This is a genomic window from Pseudonocardia xinjiangensis, assembly GCF_050948425.1.
GTDB classification, from domain to species: domain Bacteria; phylum Actinomycetota; class Actinomycetes; order Mycobacteriales; family Pseudonocardiaceae; genus Pseudonocardia; species Pseudonocardia xinjiangensis.
The window spans coordinates 1,633,474-1,650,102 of the sequence record NZ_CP192009.1; the positions used below are offsets into that span (position 1 = coordinate 1,633,474).

The following is a 16,629-nucleotide window of genomic DNA, read 5'->3' on the forward strand; positions in this document are numbered from 1 at the left end:
GTCCGGAACGGGCGACTCGCGCGTCCGGAACGGGCGACTCGCGCGTCCGAAACGGGCGACTCGCGGGCTGGCCGTTCCGGTGCTCCGCGAGTCGCCCCTTCCCACCCCGCGAGTCGCCCCGTTTCCGTCCGCGAGTCGCCCCTTCCGTTCCGCGAGTCGTCCTGAATCCGGGCACGAGTTGCCCCGGGATCCGTGCGTGACGGGGGACGGGGGATCGCCATCGTGCGACCATCGCCGCTGTGAGCGAACCCCGGGACGCCGTGGCCGACCTGCGACGGATCGCCTTTCTGCTCGAACGCGCACACGAGTCCACCTACCGCGTGCGGGCGTTCCGCACCGCGGCGGCGGTGCTGGGTGGGCGGGACTCCGACGAGATCGCCGGCCTCGTCCGGTCCGGCGAGCTGGTGCGGCTCAAGGGCGTGGGTGAGGTGACCGCCCGCTGCGTCACGGAGTCGGTGGCCGGGGAGGAGCCGGTGTACCTGCGGAGGCTGGAGGCGACGGAGGGCACGCCGCTCGACGAGGCCGCCGCGGCGCTGCGGTCGGCCATCCGCGGCGACTGCCACAGCCACACCGACGCCTCCGACGGCGGCTCCCCGTTGCGGGAGATGGTGCTGACGGCGCAGGAGCTGGGCCACGACTACCTGGTGATCACCGATCACTCGCCCCGGCTCACCGTGGCCAACGGGTTGTCGGCCGAGCGCCTGCGCGCCCAGCTCGCCCAGGTCGCGGAGCTCAACGTCGAGCTCGGCGACGGGTTCCGCGTGCTCACGGGGATCGAGGTCGACATCAACGAGGACGGCTCGCTCGACCAGGACGAGGAACTGCTCGCCGAGCTGGATGTCGTCGTCGCGTCGGTGCACTCGAAGCTGCGGATGCCCCGGATCGAGATGACCGAGCGGATGCTCACGGCGATCGCGAACCCGCTCGTCGACGTGCTCGGGCACTGCACGGGCCGGATGGTCACGGGCAGCCGCAAGCGGCCGGAGTCGGAGTTCGACGCAGGCGAGGTGTTCGCCGCCTGCGCGGAGTACGGCGTCGCGGTGGAGGTGAACTCGCGACCCGAGCGGCTCGACCCGCCGAAGCGGCTGCTGCGGCTGGCCGTCGAGGCGGGCTGCTCGTTCACCATCGACACCGACGCCCACGCGCCGGGGCAGCTCGACTGGCTGGGCAACGGGTGCGAGCGCGCGGCCGCCTGCGGGGTGGCGCCGGACCGGGTGCTGAACACCTGGACCGCCCAGCGGCTGCTGGAGCGCACCCGTTGATCCGGCCACCCGGCAGCGGATCCGGCCCTCTGGTGTGACGTAAATCCGACCCGACCGAGTGGTCGCCCTGTGCACCGGGACGACTACCGGGGAGGATGATCGTCTACATCATCAGGGGAGGGGTGGCAGGCCGCCACCGGCGACCGATAGGTTTTCCGCCCCGGTCCGATGACCCTGATGGCGAATGTGGACGACGTCGGAGAGGCTGGCACGGGACAGCACGACCACCCACCCGGAGCGCGCGCTCCGGGTCGGCAACCCCGGGTAGGGCCGGGGACCACGAGCCGTGGGCGGCGGGGGGCGAAAGGATCTGGGGCCGTCACCCGCCGCCCACGTACCACGAGTCACACCTGCCGGGCGAGCAGATCGTCGGCGGAGGGCGGGTCGGCGCCGCGGCGGGAACAGGTGATCGCCGCGGCGGTGACGGCCTCGTCGAGCAGGGTGTCGAGCGTGTCGGCGGCCATCGCCCGGAGCTCGGCGCGCGCCGGTGCGCCGAGCAGCCCGCGTCGGTGCAGCCCCGCGAGCAGGGCTGCGGAGAACGTGTCGCCCGCCCCCACCGTGTCGATGACGTCGACCGTGAGGCCCGGGCGTCGCGACCGCACGCCGGACGCGGTGCCGGCGAGCGCACCCCCGGCGCCGAGGGTGACGGTGACGAGGGCGGGTCCGCGGCCCAGCCAGTCCTCCAGCACGGCCTCCGGAGTCGAACCGGGCACGAGCCACTCGAGATCCTCGGAGCTGACCTTGACCATGTCGGCCACGGCGAGCAGCTCGTGGGCGCCGGCGAGCACGTCGCCGGGATCACCCATGAGCAGCGGACGGCAGTTCGGGTCGTAGCTGATCGTGGCGGTGACCGCGGAGCGGGTGAGCAGCTCGCGCAGGACGCGGGCGCCGGGCGGGGTGGTGAGGGCGAGCGACCCGGAGTGCAGCGCGACGACGGGCCCGTCGAGGGCGCCGGCGAGCTCGTCGGGCGTCCACTGCCAGTCGGCCGTGCCCGCGATGCGGAAGTCGTAGCTCGGCACGCCGTCGGCGTCGACGGCGACCATCGCGAGCGACGTCTGCTCCTGCGCGCGCACCGCGTGGTCGAGCTCCACCCCGTTGGCGGTGAGGTGCTCGCGGACGCGGCGGCCGAGCATGTCGTCGGCGATGCGGGCCAGCAGCCGGGACGGCACGCCCAGCCGGGACAGGGCCACGGCGACGTTGGCGGGGCTCCCGCCCGGCGCGGGCTCGAAGTAGTCGCCGACGGGCGCCGGGACGAGGTCGACGAGCGCCTCGCCCGCCACGGCGACGATGCCGGACTCGCTGGGTGGACTGATGACGGCTCCCCTCGTCGGGGCGGACCCGTGCCCGCCGCCGATCATGCTGACGGGTGGACGACGCTTCGCGCCACTGCGCTGCCCAGCCCGGTGATCAGCCCGGCGGTGCCGGGGCGGTGGAGGCGCGCACCACGAGCTCGGGGCGCAGCCGCTCGGACTCCGCCTGCTCACCCCGCAGCAGCCGGGTCAGCAGGTCGACCCCTCGACGGCCCACCTCGCGCATGGGGGAACGCACGGTGGTCAACGGCACCGGCAGCTCGGCCGCCAGCGGGGTGTCGTTGAAGCCGGCCACGGAGATGTCCGGGCCGGCTCGCAGGCCGCGGTCGCGCAGGGCGCCGAGCACGCCGATCGCGGCGAAGTCGTTCACCGCGAAGATCGCACTCGGCGGCGGACCGCAGGCCAGCAGCTGTTCGGCCGCCGCTCGGCCGCCCGGCGCGTCGAACCCGGACGCGACGATCCGCGGGGCGGGGATCTCGATGCCGGCATCGGCGTAGGCCGCGACGAAGCCGGCGGTGCGGTCGATCCCGGTACTCGCGTACGGCTCACCGGCGACGACGGCGACGTCCCGGTGCCCGATCGCGAGCAGGTGCTCGCCGACCATGCGGCCGCCGAGATGGTCGTCGCACGTCACCGACGGCAGGTCACCGGCGCGGCGGCTCACGAGGACGAAGGGCACGCCCCGTGCGGTGACCTCGGCGAGGAACCGCGCGTCGGCGTAGGCGTCCCCGAAGATCATCCCGTCCACGCGGCGGGCGAGCACCATCTCGGTGCGGCTGCGCTGGATCTCCGGATCGTCGTGGGTGTTGGTGACGAACGTGGACAGCCCGTGGTCGGCCGCGGCCTCCTCGATGCCCTCGTAGATCAGCGCGAGAACGATGTCGCTCAACCGCGGGACGAGTACGCCGATCAGGTTGCTGCGCCTGGTCCGCAGGCCCGTGGCGTGGGGGTTGGGCCGGTAGCCGAGCTCGTCGGCCAGCCGGCGAATCCGTTCGACGGTGGCCGGACCGGCCGCTCGTCCGCTTTCCCCGGACGTACCGTGCAGAACTCTCGAAACGGTCGATACATGTAATTCGAGTTGATCGGCGATCATCCGCAGCGTGATCGGGAATGATCTGTTCGCGCTCACCGATTGCACTGCCTTCCCTACCGCCGGTTTTCGCGACCGTAACAACGGATCATTGACATCCGCCGCCCGGGGCTGGAATGTTACCCGAACGTTTGGGTTGCGAACGGCTGTGCCGCCGTCCCCAGTAAAGCCGGAAGGACCGATTGATGCCCAAGGAAATCTTCGTCGCATTCGGGGTCGATGTCGACGCCGTGGCCGGGTGGCTCGGCTCCTACGGCGGGGAGGACTCGCCGTGCGACATCTCGCGCGGCATGTTCGCGGGCGAGGTGGGGGTGCCGCGGCTGCTGAAGCTGTTCGAGCGCAAGAACCTGCGCACGACCTTCTTCGTGCCCGGGCACTCGCTCGAGACGTTCCCCGACCAGACCAGGATGATCGTCGACGCCGGGCACGAGGTGGGGGCGCACGGCTACTCGCACGAGAACCCGATCGCCATGACGCGCGACCAGGAGAGCGCGATCCTGGACCGCAGCATCGAGCTCATCGAGAAGCTCGCCGGCAACCGCCCGACCGGCTACGTGGCGCCGTGGTGGGAGTTCTCCCCGGTCACCAACGAGCTGCTGCTCGAGCGGGGCGTCAAGTACGACCACTCGCTGATGCACAACGACTTCTCCCCGTACTACGTGCGGGTCGGCGACAGCTGGACGAAGATCGACTACTCGCGGCCGGCCGAGGAGTGGATGAAGCCACTGGTGCGCGGCGAGGAGACCGGCCTCGTCGAGATCCCCGCCAACTGGTACCTCGACGACCTGCCTCCGATGATGTTCGTCAAGGCGAGCGCCAACAGTCACGGGTTCGTCAACCCGCGCCAGCTCGAGGAGATCTGGCGTGACCAGTTCGACTGGGTCTACCGGGAGATGGACTACGCCACGTTCACGATCACCATCCACCCGGATGTCTCCGGGCGCCCGCAGACGCTGCTGATGTTGGAACGGCTGATCGAGCACATCAATGGACACGACGGCGTGCGCTGGGTCACGTTCGACGAGATCGCTGATGACTTCCTGAATCGTTTCCCGCGGTCCTGAGAGTCCGTTTCCCCCGTTATCCACCATTCTGAAGAGGGCACCGCCATGTCCGCTGTACCCGAGACGGGCGCCACTCGCGCGACCAGATCATTTCCGCGAGTAGGGGTTCGGGCCACCCGCAAGGCGACGATCATCGCCTTCTTCGCCTGGCTGTTCGCGGTCTTCGACTACATCATGTTCGGCACCTTGCTACCGCAGATCGCCGGCAGTTTCGGGTGGACCGACGCCACGGCGGCACTGGTCTCCACCCTCGTGTCCGTGGGCACCGCGGTCATCGCGCTGGCCGTGGGGCCGATCGTCGACCGCATCGGGCGCCGCAAGGGCATGATCCTCACCGTGTCGGGCACGGCGGTCGCGTCGGCTCTCTCGGCGGCGACGCCCGGCGCGGGCTACCTGATCGGGGTGCGGTCCCTCGGCGGTCTCGGGCTGTCGGAGCAGGCCGTCAACGCCACCTACCTCAACGAGCTCTACGCCGTCACCGACGACGAGGTGATCAAGCGGCGCCGTGGCCTGGTCTACAGCCTCGTGCAGGGCGGCTGGCCGCTCGGGGTGCTCCTGGCCTCGGCGTGGGTCGCCATCTTCCTGCCGCTGATCGGATGGCGGGGCTGCTTCCTGCTCGCGGTGTTCCCCGCGGCACTCATCGCCCTGATGCGCCGCGGCCTGCGCGAGAGCCCGCAGTTCGAGCTCGAGCTGAAGCTGCGCGCTCTGCGCAAGGAGGGCAAGACCGCCGAGGCGGCGGAGCTGGCGCGCTCCTACGGCGTCGACGACCAGCCCGCTGCCCCGCTGGCGGCGATCTTCCGGGGGCAGGCGCTGCGCAACACGCTCGTGCTCGGCTTCGCCTGGTTCATCAACTGGTTCGGCATCCAGCTGTTCAGCGTCCTGGGGACGAGCGTGCTGACCGAGGGCAAGCACGTCAGCTTCGAGAACTCGTTGGTGCTCCTCATCGTCGTCAACGCCGTCGGCTACCTCGGTTACATCGCGCACGGCTTCCTCGGCGACCGGCTGGGCCGCCGCAACGTGATCGCGTTCGGCTGGATCATCTCGGGGATCCTGTTCGCCCTCATGCTGACGGTCGCGAGCGGCACGGTCAGCGTGGTGGTGCTGTACTCACTCGGCATGTTCTTCCTGGTCGGCCCGTACGCCGCGATGCTCTTCTACATGGGCGAGTGCTACGACACGACATGCCGGGCCACGGGCACCGGCTTCCTCAACGCACTGTCCCAGCCCGGCGCGATCGTGGCCGGGGCCATCGTCACGGGGATGCTCGCGAGCGGCTCCACCTGGGGTCACGCCGCGCTCCTGGTCGGCGCGGTCGGCACGTTCGTGTCCGGGTTCGTCATGTTCGGTGCCCGCAAGGCACCGCTGCTGCAGGGTTGATCGGAGGATCGATGTCCGAACCGGCACGAGTCGCGGTCATCACCGGCGCCGCGAGCGGGATCGGCCGGGCGCTGGCCGTGTCCTATGCGGAAGCCGGGGTGCGCACGGTGGTCGGCACCTTCCCCGGCGACCCGCACGACCCGCACGAGACCGCGAAGGCGGTGGCCGAGGCGGGCGGCGAGTGCGTGGTCCACGAGGTGGACGTGCGCGATCCGCGGCAGGTCGACGCCTTCGCCCAGCGCGCGGTGGACGAGTGGGGGCGGCTCGACATCGCGGTGGCCGCCGCCGGCGTGCTGCGCCGCGCGGCGCTGGCCGACCTCACCGACGACGCGTGGGACGACATGCTGTCGGTCGACCTCACGGGGGTGCTGCGCACGCTGCGGTCGGCCGCGGCGCGCATGGACGGCGGCGCGATGGTCGCCGTGTCGTCCATCGCGGGCGGCGTCTACGGCTGGGGCGACCACGCGCACTACGGGGCGGCCAAGGCCGGCGTGCTCGGGCTGTGCCGGAGCCTCGCGGTGGAGCTCGCACCGCGCGGGATTCGGGTCAACACGGTGATCCCCGGCTACGTGGTCACACCGCAGTCGCTGGACCCGGTGAACTCGCTGGGACCGGAAGGCCTGGAACGCGCCGGGCGGGACATCCCGCTGGGCCGCGCGGGCCGTCCCGACGAGGTGGCGGCGGTGATCCGGTTCCTGACCTCGGAGCAGGCGTCCTACGTGACCGGTCAGACCATGGTCGTCGACGGCGGGCTCACCGTCCGCATGCCCGCATGACGGGGGTGTCCGATGGCTGAGCCGCACGAGCGGGGCGTCCTGGCCGGCCGCACGTCGCTGGTCGTCGGTGGCGGCAGCGGGATCGGCCGGGCCATCGCGGAGGCGTTCGCCGCGGCCGGTGCGGACGTGGTGACCGCCGACCGGAAGAACGCGCAGGTGGTCATCGACGTCACCGACGAGGAGTCGGTGCGCACCGCGGTCGCCGAGGCGTCCGCCCGCCTGGGCCGGATCGACGTCCTGGTCAACTCCGCCGGCATCCTGACCGAGTCACCACTCGTCGAGATGGATCTCGCCACCTGGTCCGCGACGCTCGCGGTCGACCTCACCGGGGTCTTCCTCTGCTGCCGGCACGTGGTGCCCGGCATGGTGGAGCGCGGCTTCGGCCGCGTCATCAACATCGCGTCGCAGCTCGGCATCAAGGGTGGCCGCGACCTCACGCACTACTCCGCGGCCAAGGCGGGCGTCATCGGCCTGACGAAGTCCCTCGCCCTCGAGGTCGCCGGGCACGGGGTGCTCGTCAATGCCATCGCGCCGGGGCCCATCGAGACGCCGCTGGTGGAGGGCATCACCGAGGAGTGGAAGGCCGCGAAGCGCAAGGAGCTTCCGCTCGGCCGGTTCGGGCTCCCCGAGGAGGTCGCGCCCACGGCGGTACTGCTCGCGAGTGACCCTGGCGGCAACCTGTTCATCGGCCAGACGCTCGGGCCGAACTCCGGGGACGTGATGCCGTAGTGGCGCGGAGACACTGAATGTGCGGGGCGTGCGGGGACCGGACCGCGTCGGACTGGGCGAGGCCCTGGTTCTCCGACCTCGCGGCGCGGACCGCCGCGGTCACGGCGCTGCTGCGGCTGGTCACCCGGCCCGGGGTGCGGGCCGCCGCGCGCAGCGGCGGCTGGCTGGTCACCGGGCCGACCGGCGCGACGACGGCGTGCGGCGGCCTGAGCGCTCTCGTCGCCGCTGTGCGACCGTTCGGACCGGCCGTCCCGGAGTTCGACCCCGCCGCGTCCGGGCGCCTGGCCGTTCCCGAGCAGGACGGCCGCGAGGGGCTACGCCTGCGCGTGGATCCGGGCGCGCCGCGGACGGTCCTGCGCCCTGGCCTCACCGCGATGGTGGTGCCCGACGACGACGCCGCGCTCCGGGTGCTCGCCGCGCTCTCCACACCGCCGTGGTCGCTGCGGTACTACCTGCGCGAGCTGAGCGGTGTCGGTGCCCCGTGGGGGCGGCCCGGCTCCGTGCTCACCGGCACCGCGGTCGACGTCGTGGTCTGGCTGGAGTGGGCCAGGCAGGCGGGAGCCTTCGACGCCGGGACGGTCGCCGCGCGGTGCCTGCTCGACGACCGGCGGGAGCTCGACGTGGAGATCCGCGCCGGTCACGTCGTGCGCGCCCGCTGGGAGCCGGCGTCCCCGGCGAGCTGACCGGACTCAGCTCCGCACGACCCCCACGAGGTTGGACAGCACGCCGTCGTGGATCCGCTGCAGTCCCTTCGGCGCGAACGTCCGCTCGAAGAAGCCGCCGATCCCGCCCGCGCCGTTCCACGTGGTCTCCACCGCCACGACGCTGCGGTCGGCGCCTGCCGGCGTGACCGTCCACGTCGTGACCATGCTGGAGTTCGTGTCCCGCTCGACGATGCGGTCCTCCGCCGGGACGCCGACCTCGACCAGCTGGTCGCGCACCCGCTTCTTCGTGGCCTGCAGGGTCCAGTGCACCCGCGTGCCGGCTCCGGTGCCACCTGCCTCCACGCGGTAGTCGCGATAGTGCTCCGTGAGAATCGTCGGCCGCACCGTCTCGTAGTCCGCGAGCGCCGCCCGCACGCGCTCCGCCGGGGCCTCGATGGTGCGTGTCGACCGGGCCGTCACCTGTGCCATGGCCCCATCCTGCCCCGGCGCCGCGCTGCGGTCCGACCGGGATCAGGGTGTGGCGGGCGCCTTCTTGCCCTCCGGGGTGGCCGCGAACCACTTGCCGCCCACGCCCTGGCCCGTCGCGGTGCCCGGGGCGGTGTCGCCCGAGTAGCGGTAGAGCGCCCACCCGGCGAGCGTGAGCTGGCTCGTGCCGTCGGAGCGTTGCACCATGCCGATGAGCGACTGGTTCACGCCCTGCAGCGACAGCTTGCCCTCGGGGTCGACGATGATCGGCGGCCACTTCGCCGCGCACTCGCCCTCGCACGTCGCCGTCGGCGGCTTCGCCTTGTCCTGGTCGAACCGGTAGAGGGTGAAGCCCTCCGCGTCGGTGACGACCGGGCCGACCTCGGGCAGGACGCGCGCGGCCAGCACGGTGCCGCCGGTGGCCGCGCCGGCGCCGGAGGCACCACCCGCCTTGCCGGACGGGGACTGGGCGGGAGCCGACAGCGGGGAGGGGGACGAGCTGTAGCCGTATCCGTCATCGCCAGTGGTGATGCCCCCGCACGCGCTGAGCGCGAACGTGAGGGCGGCCAGTGCGGCGATCGGCAGGATCCGGGGTAGGCGCATGGGGGAGCTCCTCGATCAGGCGGCCGGTTCGGGGCCGGCCGTCTCCTCACACACGTATGTCCGTGGGGGTGGGTTCACCCCATTTCCGGGTGCCGGGCGACGGGTCGGTCAGCGGTCGGGCGGCTCCTCGCCTGGCGGTTCCTCGGATGGCGGCTCGTCGAGCTCCGCGCCGGAGACCTGCTTGCCGGCCTCCGTGACCTCTGCCGCCGGTACCTTCTCGAGGGACTCGTGCATGTGGGACGCCGTGGGCCGCGCCTCGACCACGGCGTGGCGCATGCCGTCGACGAGCCGGCCCACCGTGTCCCCGGCGTCCGACAGCTCGTCGAGCAGCCGGGCGAGATGCTCGGTGATGAGGCGCGCCAGGCGGTAGGCCTCCAGCGCGATGGCGGTGACCGCCACTGCCGTGGACGCGCCGGCGGTGACCGTCGCGGCGGCGAGCGCGGAGATCGCCTGGCGCACGGCCCAGGCGAGGAAGTCGGCGATGAGGTCCCGGACCAGGGCACGGACGGTCCCCACGGCCGCTCCCGAGCCGAGCACGACGGCGGCCACGTCGTCGGCCTGCCCGGCCACGTCGACGACCGATCGCGTGTACCGGTGCACCGCGTCGCGGTAGGCCTCGCCCGCCTGCCCGCTCCAGCCGGGCACCCCGGTGGCGGTCTGGTCGGCGGCGATGCTGCGCAGCTCCGCCGCGATGTTGCTCCACGTCCGGGCCTGGGCGATCACCTGCTGAGGGTCGCCCGCCAGCGCGTCGAGGGGCTCGCGCAGGAACCAGACGTGCTCGATGAGCCAGCCCGCTCCCGACGACAGGACCTCGTCGAACGGGTCGGTGACGGCTCCGAGCGTGTCGAGGCCCGCTCCGGCTGCGGCGAAGGCGATCGTCAGGCCGTCCGGTTGCTCCTGGGCCACCGCATCCCCGAGATCGGCCCAGCTCGACGCCAACCCGGTGCCCTCCAGGACGGGGATCTCCCCGTCGGGCTCCGCGACGAGCGTGGTGCTGCCCGGCGGGGTGGGCTCCGCGGGTGGCCCGGGCTCGCTCACCGTCCGCCTCCGAACCCGGCAGCGGTGCCGTGCTCGAGCTCCCGGTAGGCGGCGGCGCTGGCCCGCACCCCGTCGGCGATCGACCCGGCCTGCTCGGCCAGCGCGGCGACCACGACCGACCCGGCGCGCGCCGCCTCGCTCGCGGCGCCGGCGAAGACCTGGCCGATCACCCCATAGGCGGCCGGGTCGAGCGGCCGGGCGGCAGCAGCCACCGCCCGCATCCGCGCGGCCAGCGCGTCGACCTGCCCCGCGTGGGCGTGGAGCACCCCGTCGTCGACCTCGAACCCGCCGGTCATCGCTCGCCCTCGCTGCGCTGGGCCGGCAGGTAGGACCCCAGCATCCGCGTGGCTTCCGGGCCGATCAGCGGGGAGACGGCCGCGGCGGCGCGGCGAGCCGCCTCCGCCGTCGCCTCCTGGGCCGTGGCCACGACGGCTGCGGCGAGCTGCACGCGGGTCATGGTCTCGGTGCGCTCGGACAGCACCAGCCGGTGCAACGCGCCCGCCGGGTCGACCGTGACGGTGACCGCCCCGTCCCGGCTCGTCACGGTGGCCGACGCGTCCGCCAGTGCCTTCTGCGCATGTGCCGCCCGGGCTCCGAACTCCTGCAGCCGCTCCTGGTAGGAGGCCAGCCACTGTGCTCCGTCCATGGGGCGGACGGTACGGAGGGGAGCAGCGTCCCCGAGGCGATTCGGCAGAACTCGTCGAGATCAGGAGCCGGTCGCGCGCTGGACACGTTCCTCGCAGAGCCCGTGGGCTCTGCGAGGGACACAGCCGGCGCGCGTCGCCCCCTTACCGCGGTACGGGCTCCGGGACGGGTGCCATGCCGTGCAGGTGGTAGAGCTGGGCGTACCCGGGGCTGGTGGTGAGCAGTTCGGTGTGGGTGCCGGCCCCTGTGATGCGGCCGTCCTCGAGGTACAGGATCCGGTCGGCGTCGGTCACGGTCAGCAGGTTGTGCGAGATGATGATGGTGGTGCGCCCGGCCATGAGGCGGCGCAGTGGTACGAGGATGCGCTGGGTCGACTCGGCGTCGAGGCCGGTGGTGGGCTCGTCGAGCAGCAGCACCGGGCTGTCGCGGATCATCGCCCTGGCGATGGCGACCCGCTGGCGCTGCCCGCCCGAGAGCAGCCGCCCGCGTTGTCCGATGCGGGTGTCGTAGCCGTCGGGCAGCTGGTCGATGAAGGAGTTCGCGTCGGCAGCGGTCGCCGCCTTGATGAGCTCCTCCTCGGTGGCGCCGGGGCGGCCCCAGAGGATGTTGTCGCGGATGGTGCCGTCGAAGACGAGCGTCTCCTGCAGCACGGGTGTGATGTTGCGCCGGAGATCGGTCAGGGTCAGCTCCCGCAGATCGCGCCCGTCGAGGGTGATGGAGCCCGAGTCGGGGTCGAAGAAGCGCAGGAGCAGCTTCGCCAGTGTCGACTTGCCGGCCCCGCTCGCGCCGACCAGCGCGATCCGCTGCCCCGGTTCGACGACGAAGTCGATCCCGGACACGGCCGGGCGCGCCGCGTCCTCGTACCCGAACGAGAGGCCACGCACCTGCAGCGAACCGCGGGCCCGGGTCAGCGGCGCCGGGTCGTCGGGCTCGACGACGGTCGGGCTGAGGTCGAGGAGCTCGATGACCCGCTCGGCGCCGGCGCTGGCGGAGAACAGCCTGTTGGTCAGCTTCCCGAGTCCCTGGATCGGCCCGTAGAGCTGCGTCAGGTACGCCACGAAGGCCAGCACCCCGCCGAGGGTGATGTTGTTGTTGGCGAGCTCCCACACGGCGAACCCCACCACCAGCAGCACGCCGACCACCTCGAGCAGGTTGGTCAGGGGGGAGAACATGGCCTGCAGGCGCGTCGCCCGCATCTGCGCGCGATAGGCGGCGAGGTTCTCGGTGTCGAACCGGCTCTGCTCCTCGTCCCAGCGGTCGTAGGCGCGCACCAGCGCAGCGTTGCTGAAGCTCTCCTCGGCGACCGCTGTGATGGAACCGGACTTGCGCCGCTTCTCACCCGAGGCGATCTTGATCCGGCTGGAGAAGGACCGGGCGACGAGGATGAATCCCGGCGTGGCGACCAACGAGACCAACGCGAGGCGCCAGTCGAGATAGAACAGCGCGGCGACGAAGAACGCGAGCTCGAAGACGTAGGTCAGCCCCGCTCCGACGCCGGAGAGGATGAGCTGCTCGATCGCCGCGATGTCGCCGGTCAGCCGCGAGAGGATGTCGCCCAGCTCGTTGCGGTCGAAGAAGGTCGACGACTGCCGGTGCAGGTGGCCGAAGACCCGGCTCCGCAGGTTCAGGATGAACCTTCCGCCGACCCAGGCCGCCAGATACTCGTCGAAGAAGCCCACGATGCCGCCGACCACCGTCAGCACCAGGTAGGCGCCTGCGACCTTCGCGAAGAGATGGAAGTCGTGCGGTTGCAGCACGTCGTCGATCAGGATCTTGAGGAGATAGATCGTGGCGGCGCTCATCAACGGACCGACCACGATGAGCAACAGGCTGGTCCACACCCAGCCCCGATACGGGCGGGTGTCGGGCCAGAAACGACGGAAGATGCTGGTCAGGCTCACCGGCGGTGCCTCCGGCAGGAGGTCCGTGGCCACCAGTAGCCGTGTGACGGACAGGCGCGGCGCCGGCGCGTCGGGCGCCTGCGTGGTGTGGCGTGCGTTCATCATCTCAACCCAGGGCCGGCGGAATCAGGACCGGCGGCCGTGGTGATAGCCGCCGTGGTGGACTTGCCGTGGTGGTGGTCTCGCACGAGAAGAATTGCGCAGCACGCAGATATTGCCGACGGGGCGACAGGTGAGCCCCTGCGCGGCGGCGAACCGGAATTCGACTCGGGAGCACGACTGCTGCGGCGGGACTCTCCTCAATGGTTCGGAGTAGGCCGCCGATTCGTTCCGGGCGAAGAAAGTCGGCATCCGGAAACGTGGGCAGTCAGTCGGCGCGCGGCTCCGTCATTCCACCGGAGCGGCGCCGGACGCACGGGACGGTCGGTGTATCGATGGATCCTCACCGGCCCGGCGGATCGCGGGTCGTCGGTGGATCCCCTGGTACTGCCTCCGTGTGAGGCCTGGGTGGCCCCGTGCACAACGGGCGGGGCCACCCAGGCCGTCATTCAGTCGGTCACGCAGTCATTCAGTCGTCGTCGTCATCGTCGTCGTCGTTGTCGTCGTACCAGTAGCCGTCGTGCCACTTGTGGTCGTTGTCGTACCACCCGTCGTGCCACTTGCGCTTGCTGGCCCTGCCGATAACGAGCAGACCGATCCCGCGAGCCTTCATGTGCTAGCTCCTCCTGCGTTGTTTCCGAGCACCGTGTGGCGCTCTACTGCAGGGAACGTGACCCGCGGATGCGTGGATCAACAATTCTGTGGGCATCACCCGAATAGACCTGCGAGTTATCCCGCTCTTCGGGGGCACTTTGTTCGCCCGTTAGGCAAGGTGCACATTCGTGTCCTGCATGATATCGACCACCAAAGTGATATGACGGAACTGCCGACGCGCGTGGCGCCGCCGGTCACCGCGGGTCGAGCGCCAGCACGGTGGGCACGGGCTCCGTGGCGGGTTCGATCTCTGCCAGGGCCGGTGTCGTGCCCTGCAGGTGGTAGAGCCGGGCGTAGCCGGGGCTGGCCGAGAGGAGTTCGGTGTGGGTGCCGGCCGCGGCGATGCGGCCGTCCTCGAGGTACAGGATCCGGTCGGCGTCGGTCACGGTCAGCAGGTTGTGCGAGATGATGATGGTGGTGCGCCCGGCCATGAGCCTGCGCAGCGGCGCGAGGATGCGCTGGGTCGACTCGGCGTCGAGGCCGGTGGTGGGCTCGTCGAGCAGCAGCACGGGTGCGTCGCGGATCATCGCTCTGGCGATGGCGACCCGCTGGCGCTGGCCGCCCGAGAGCAGCCGGCCCCGTTGCCCGACGCGGGTGTCGTAGCCGTCGGGCAACTGCGTGATGAACGAGTGCGCGTCGGCCGCCGTCGCCGCCCGCACGAGCTCGTCCTCGGTGGCGCCGGGGCGACCCCACAGGATGTTGTCGCGGATGGTGCCGTCGAAGACGAGCGTCTCCTGCAGCACGGGGGCGATGTTGCGCCGGAGGTCGGCCAGTGCCAGCTCGCGCAGGTCGTGGCCGTCGAGGCTGATGGATCCGGTGTCGGGGTCGGAGAAGCGCAGGAGCAGCTTCGCCAGTGTCGACTTGCCTGCTCCGCTCGGACCGACCAGCGCGATCCGCTGCCCGGGCTCGACGGAGAAGTCGATCTCCGACAGCGCCGGGTGATCGGCGTCCTCGTAGCGGAACGAGAGGTTGTGCACCTGCAGCGCGCCGTAGGCCCGGGCCAGCGGCAGCGGGTCCGTGGGCTCGACGACGGCCGGGGTGAGGTCGAGCAGCTCGATCACGCGCTCGGCACCTGCGCTGGCGGAGAACAGCTCGTTGGCCAGGTCGCCGAGGGCCTGGATCGGCCCGTAGAGCTGGGTCAGGTAGGCCACGAAGGCCAGCACGCCGCCCAGGGTGACGTTGCCGTTGGCGAGCTCCCACACGGCGAACCCGACCACCAGCAGGACGCCGATCACCTCGAGCAGGTCGGTCAGCGGGGTGAACATGGCCTGCAGGCGGGTGGCCCGCATCTGCGCGCGGAAGCTGGCGAGGTTCTCCGTGTCGAACCGGGCCTGCTCCTCGTCCCAGCGGTCGTAGGCGCGCACCAGCGCGGCGTTGCTGAAGCTCTCCTCGGCGACCGAGGTGATGGAACCCGTCTTGCGCCGCTTCTCACCCGAGGCGACCTTGATCCGGCTGGAGAAGGACCGGGCGACGAAGAGGAACCCTGGTGCAGCGATCAACGCGGCCAGCGCGAGGCGCCAGTCCAGATAGAACAACGCGGCGACGAAGAACACGAGCTCGAAGACATAGCTCAGCCCCGACCCGACGCCGGAGAGGATCAGCTGCTCGATCGCCGCGATATCGCCGGTCAACCGGGAGAGGACGTCGCCCAGCTCGTTGCGGTCGAAGAATGTCGAGGACTGCCGGTGGAGGTGGCCGAAGATCCGGCTCCGTAGGTTCAGGATGAACCGTTCGCCGACCCAGGCCGCCAGATACTCGTCGAAGAAGGCCACGATGCCGCCGACGAGCGTCAGCCCGAGATAGGCGCCCGCCACCAGCGGGAAGAGGTGGAAGTCGTGGGGCTGGAGCACGTCGTCGATCAGGATCTTGAGGAGATAGATCGTGGCGGCGCTCAACAGCGGACCCACCGCGACGAGCACCAGGCCGAGCCACAGCCGGCCCCGGTAGGGCCGGGTCTCGGGCCAGAAGCGACGGAAGATGGTGCGAAGGCTGACCGGCGGAGCCTCCGGCAGGAGGTCGGTTGCCACCAGCAGCCGGGTGACGGACAGGCGCGGCGCCGGCGGTTCAGGCGCTTGCGTGGCGTGGCGTGGGTTCATCATCTGGGTCCGGGACCACCGGGTGGCCCCACCCGTCATGGGCGGGGCCACCCCGGTAGATCAGCGGTGGTAGCCGTGGTCGTGGTAGCCGTAGCCACGGCCCCGGTAGCTGTGGCGGCGGTAGCCGTAGCCGTGGCCCCGGTAGCCGTGGTCGCGGTAGCCACCGCGGCCGTACCTACGGCGGAAGTCGGCAATGAGCTTGATCTTTCCTGCACTCATGTGAGTACCCTTTCTCTCTTTCCGTTCAGAACGCCGTGTGGCGTTCTAACTGGAGAACATACCTGCGACCGGAGTTCATTCCGGGGGTGGCGCAGCAGTTTGTCGAAGTGACACTGTTCACGGTCTGCTTGTGTGTTCAATTATTAAAGAAGCGGTCGAGACTCTGTTTCGCGGAGCCGGTGGTTCCGCTTCGCCGGGTGGCTGCCGCTCAGTATTTGCATCTCGTCGTGTTTTGCAGTCGGCTGTGTGCTCGGCTGTCGGGGTGCCGAGTCTGCCGGGCGCGCCGCCGAGAATCGCCACATCGTCCGGCGCGGCCCCGTCGAGGCGGTTGCCGCAATCGGCGGAGGTGGCCCGGATGTAATCCCCAGCGCCCCGATCGGTCGCTTTCCGGCCTCGGACGTGACAATTCACGGAGTGCCGTGGCGACGACGACGGCGGAAGCGGTCGTGCAGTGCCGACCATCGGGCCCGGGACCGGTGGCAGGTGCCACGCCTGGCCCGGTGTAGCTACGCGTCGTGGTGGAGACAACGGACGACGCGGACGAACCTGCTGGTAGCGGCCCACTGTGGGCGGGGCCGGGAGGCGGCCCCGCCCGTAACGGGCGGGGCCGACCGGTCCGTCAGTAGTACTCCCAGT

17 protein-coding genes are annotated in these 16,629 nt (G+C 71.3%); 6 read left to right on the forward strand and 11 right to left on the reverse strand.

Translation table 11 applies throughout. The features are described 5' to 3' along the window. The first annotated feature begins 239 nt into the window (after nt 1-239). Nucleotides 240-1,262, forward strand: a complete 1,023-nt coding sequence (locus ACQPZA_RS07810) for a PHP domain-containing protein (RefSeq protein WP_433279623.1) — start codon at nt 240-242, stop codon at nt 1,260-1,262. 344 nt (nt 1,263-1,606) lie between these two features. Here the strand turns inward: ACQPZA_RS07810 and ACQPZA_RS07815 are convergent, their stop codons facing one another. Both ACQPZA_RS07815 and ACQPZA_RS07820 read right to left on the reverse strand, forming a co-directional pair. Then, on the reverse strand, nt 1,607-2,620 hold the full coding sequence (locus tag ACQPZA_RS07815; RefSeq protein WP_433279624.1) for a carbohydrate kinase family protein: 1,014 nt from the start codon (nt 2,618-2,620) through the stop codon (nt 1,607-1,609). Between the two features lie 49 nt (nt 2,621-2,669). Then, nucleotides 2,670-3,665, reverse strand: a complete 996-nt coding sequence (locus tag ACQPZA_RS07820) for a LacI family DNA-binding transcriptional regulator (RefSeq protein WP_433279625.1) — start codon at nt 3,663-3,665, stop codon at nt 2,670-2,672. 182 nt (nt 3,666-3,847) lie between these two features. Between ACQPZA_RS07820 and ACQPZA_RS07825 the strand changes: the two genes are divergently transcribed. The 5 genes from ACQPZA_RS07825 to ACQPZA_RS07845 are packed head-to-tail and all read left to right on the forward strand — an operon-like array spanning nt 3,848 to nt 8,291. After that, entirely contained in the window at nt 3,848-4,726 is an 879-nt protein-coding gene (locus ACQPZA_RS07825; protein ID WP_169395958.1) for a polysaccharide deacetylase family protein, read from the forward strand. Between the two features lie 45 nt (nt 4,727-4,771). Continuing rightward, on the forward strand, nt 4,772-6,103 hold the full coding sequence (locus ACQPZA_RS07830; RefSeq protein WP_433279626.1) for an MFS transporter: 1,332 nt from the start codon (nt 4,772-4,774) through the stop codon (nt 6,101-6,103). Between the two features lie 11 nt (nt 6,104-6,114). Then, on the forward strand, nt 6,115-6,879 hold the full coding sequence (locus ACQPZA_RS07835) for an SDR family NAD(P)-dependent oxidoreductase (RefSeq protein WP_169395960.1): 765 nt from the start codon (nt 6,115-6,117) through the stop codon (nt 6,877-6,879). A 12-nt stretch (nt 6,880-6,891) separates the two neighbouring features. Continuing rightward, on the forward strand, nt 6,892-7,608 hold the full coding sequence (locus ACQPZA_RS07840; RefSeq protein WP_433279627.1) for an SDR family NAD(P)-dependent oxidoreductase: 717 nt from the start codon (nt 6,892-6,894) through the stop codon (nt 7,606-7,608). Between the two features lie 17 nt (nt 7,609-7,625). After that, nucleotides 7,626-8,291, forward strand: a complete 666-nt coding sequence (locus ACQPZA_RS07845) for a hypothetical protein (RefSeq protein ID WP_433279628.1) — start codon at nt 7,626-7,628, stop codon at nt 8,289-8,291. A 6-nt stretch (nt 8,292-8,297) separates the two neighbouring features. Here ACQPZA_RS07845 and ACQPZA_RS07850 read toward each other — a convergent pair whose 3' ends face one another. From ACQPZA_RS07850 to ACQPZA_RS07890, 9 genes are all read right to left on the reverse strand, one after another. Then, nucleotides 8,298-8,741, reverse strand: coding sequence for an SRPBCC family protein (locus tag ACQPZA_RS07850; protein WP_169395963.1), 444 nt, complete (start codon nt 8,739-8,741; stop codon nt 8,298-8,300). Nucleotides 8,742-8,783: 42 nt separating this feature from the next. Beyond that, nucleotides 8,784-9,341 carry a hypothetical protein gene (locus ACQPZA_RS07855; RefSeq protein WP_433279629.1) on the reverse strand — a complete coding sequence of 186 codons (558 nt, stop codon included), beginning with the start codon at nt 9,339-9,341 and terminating at the stop codon, nt 8,784-8,786. A gap of 108 nt (nt 9,342-9,449) precedes the next feature. Then, the gene (locus ACQPZA_RS07860; RefSeq protein WP_433279630.1) at nt 9,450-10,379 is read right to left on the reverse strand and encodes a WXG100 family type VII secretion target; all 930 of its coding nucleotides are present in this window, start codon (nt 10,377-10,379) and stop codon (nt 9,450-9,452) included. Continuing rightward, a complete protein-coding gene (locus tag ACQPZA_RS07865; RefSeq protein WP_433279631.1) occupies nt 10,376-10,675 on the reverse strand; it encodes a type VII secretion target in 300 nt (99 codons plus the stop codon). The genes ACQPZA_RS07860 and ACQPZA_RS07865 overlap by 4 nt, the downstream gene beginning before the upstream one ends. Then, nucleotides 10,672-11,025 (reverse strand): YbaB/EbfC family nucleoid-associated protein, encoded by a 354-nt coding sequence (locus ACQPZA_RS07870; protein WP_433279632.1) that lies wholly within the window; start codon nt 11,023-11,025, stop codon nt 10,672-10,674. Before ACQPZA_RS07870 ends, ACQPZA_RS07865 begins: the two co-directional genes overlap by 4 nt. A 142-nt stretch (nt 11,026-11,167) precedes the next feature. Further along, nucleotides 11,168-13,030 (reverse strand): ABC transporter ATP-binding protein, encoded by a 1,863-nt coding sequence (locus ACQPZA_RS07875; RefSeq protein WP_433279633.1) that lies wholly within the window; start codon nt 13,028-13,030, stop codon nt 11,168-11,170. A gap of 463 nt (nt 13,031-13,493) precedes the next feature. Further along, nucleotides 13,494-13,637: a hypothetical protein gene (locus ACQPZA_RS07880; protein ID WP_433279634.1), complete on the reverse strand. Its 144-nt coding sequence runs from the start codon at nt 13,635-13,637 to the stop codon at nt 13,494-13,496. A 235-nt stretch (nt 13,638-13,872) separates the two neighbouring features. Further along, entirely contained in the window at nt 13,873-15,705 is a 1,833-nt protein-coding gene (locus ACQPZA_RS07885; RefSeq protein ID WP_433279635.1) for an ABC transporter ATP-binding protein, read from the reverse strand. Nucleotides 15,706-15,834: 129 nt separating this feature from the next. Then, a complete protein-coding gene (locus ACQPZA_RS07890) occupies nt 15,835-15,993 on the reverse strand; it encodes a hypothetical protein (RefSeq protein WP_169395946.1) in 159 nt (52 codons plus the stop codon). Between the last annotated feature and the right edge of the window lie 636 nt (nt 15,994-16,629).

Excerpts from the sequence above, each read along its gene's own strand:
- ACQPZA_RS07870 (WP_433279632.1), bottom strand. The coding sequence starts at position 11,025 with ATGGACGGAGCACAGTGGCTGGCCTCCTACCAGGAGCGGCTGCAGGAG.
- ACQPZA_RS07890 (WP_169395946.1), bottom strand. The coding sequence starts at position 15,993 with ATGAGTGCAGGAAAGATCAAGCTCATTGCCGACTTCCGCCGTAGGTAC.
- ACQPZA_RS07865 (WP_433279631.1), bottom strand. The coding sequence starts at position 10,675 with ATGACCGGCGGGTTCGAGGTCGACGACGGGGTGCTCCACGCCCACGCG.
- ACQPZA_RS07825 (WP_169395958.1), top strand. The coding sequence starts at position 3,848 with ATGCCCAAGGAAATCTTCGTCGCATTCGGGGTCGATGTCGACGCCGTG.
- ACQPZA_RS07840 (WP_433279627.1), top strand. The coding sequence starts at position 6,892 with ATGGCTGAGCCGCACGAGCGGGGCGTCCTGGCCGGCCGCACGTCGCTG.
- ACQPZA_RS07850 (WP_169395963.1), bottom strand. The coding sequence starts at position 8,741 with ATGGCACAGGTGACGGCCCGGTCGACACGCACCATCGAGGCCCCGGCG.
- ACQPZA_RS07815 (WP_433279624.1), bottom strand. The coding sequence starts at position 2,620 with ATGATCGGCGGCGGGCACGGGTCCGCCCCGACGAGGGGAGCCGTCATC.
- ACQPZA_RS07835 (WP_169395960.1), top strand. The coding sequence starts at position 6,115 with ATGTCCGAACCGGCACGAGTCGCGGTCATCACCGGCGCCGCGAGCGGG.
- ACQPZA_RS07855 (WP_433279629.1), bottom strand. The coding sequence starts at position 9,341 with ATGCGCCTACCCCGGATCCTGCCGATCGCCGCACTGGCCGCCCTCACG.
- ACQPZA_RS07875 (WP_433279633.1), bottom strand. The coding sequence starts at position 13,030 with ATGATGAACGCACGCCACACCACGCAGGCGCCCGACGCGCCGGCGCCG.
- ACQPZA_RS07845 (WP_433279628.1), top strand. The coding sequence starts at position 7,626 with ATGTGCGGGGCGTGCGGGGACCGGACCGCGTCGGACTGGGCGAGGCCC.
- ACQPZA_RS07820 (WP_433279625.1), bottom strand. The coding sequence starts at position 3,665 with ATGATCGCCGATCAACTCGAATTACATGTATCGACCGTTTCGAGAGTT.
- ACQPZA_RS07830 (WP_433279626.1), top strand. The coding sequence starts at position 4,772 with ATGTCCGCTGTACCCGAGACGGGCGCCACTCGCGCGACCAGATCATTT.
- ACQPZA_RS07880 (WP_433279634.1), bottom strand. The coding sequence starts at position 13,637 with ATGAAGGCTCGCGGGATCGGTCTGCTCGTTATCGGCAGGGCCAGCAAG.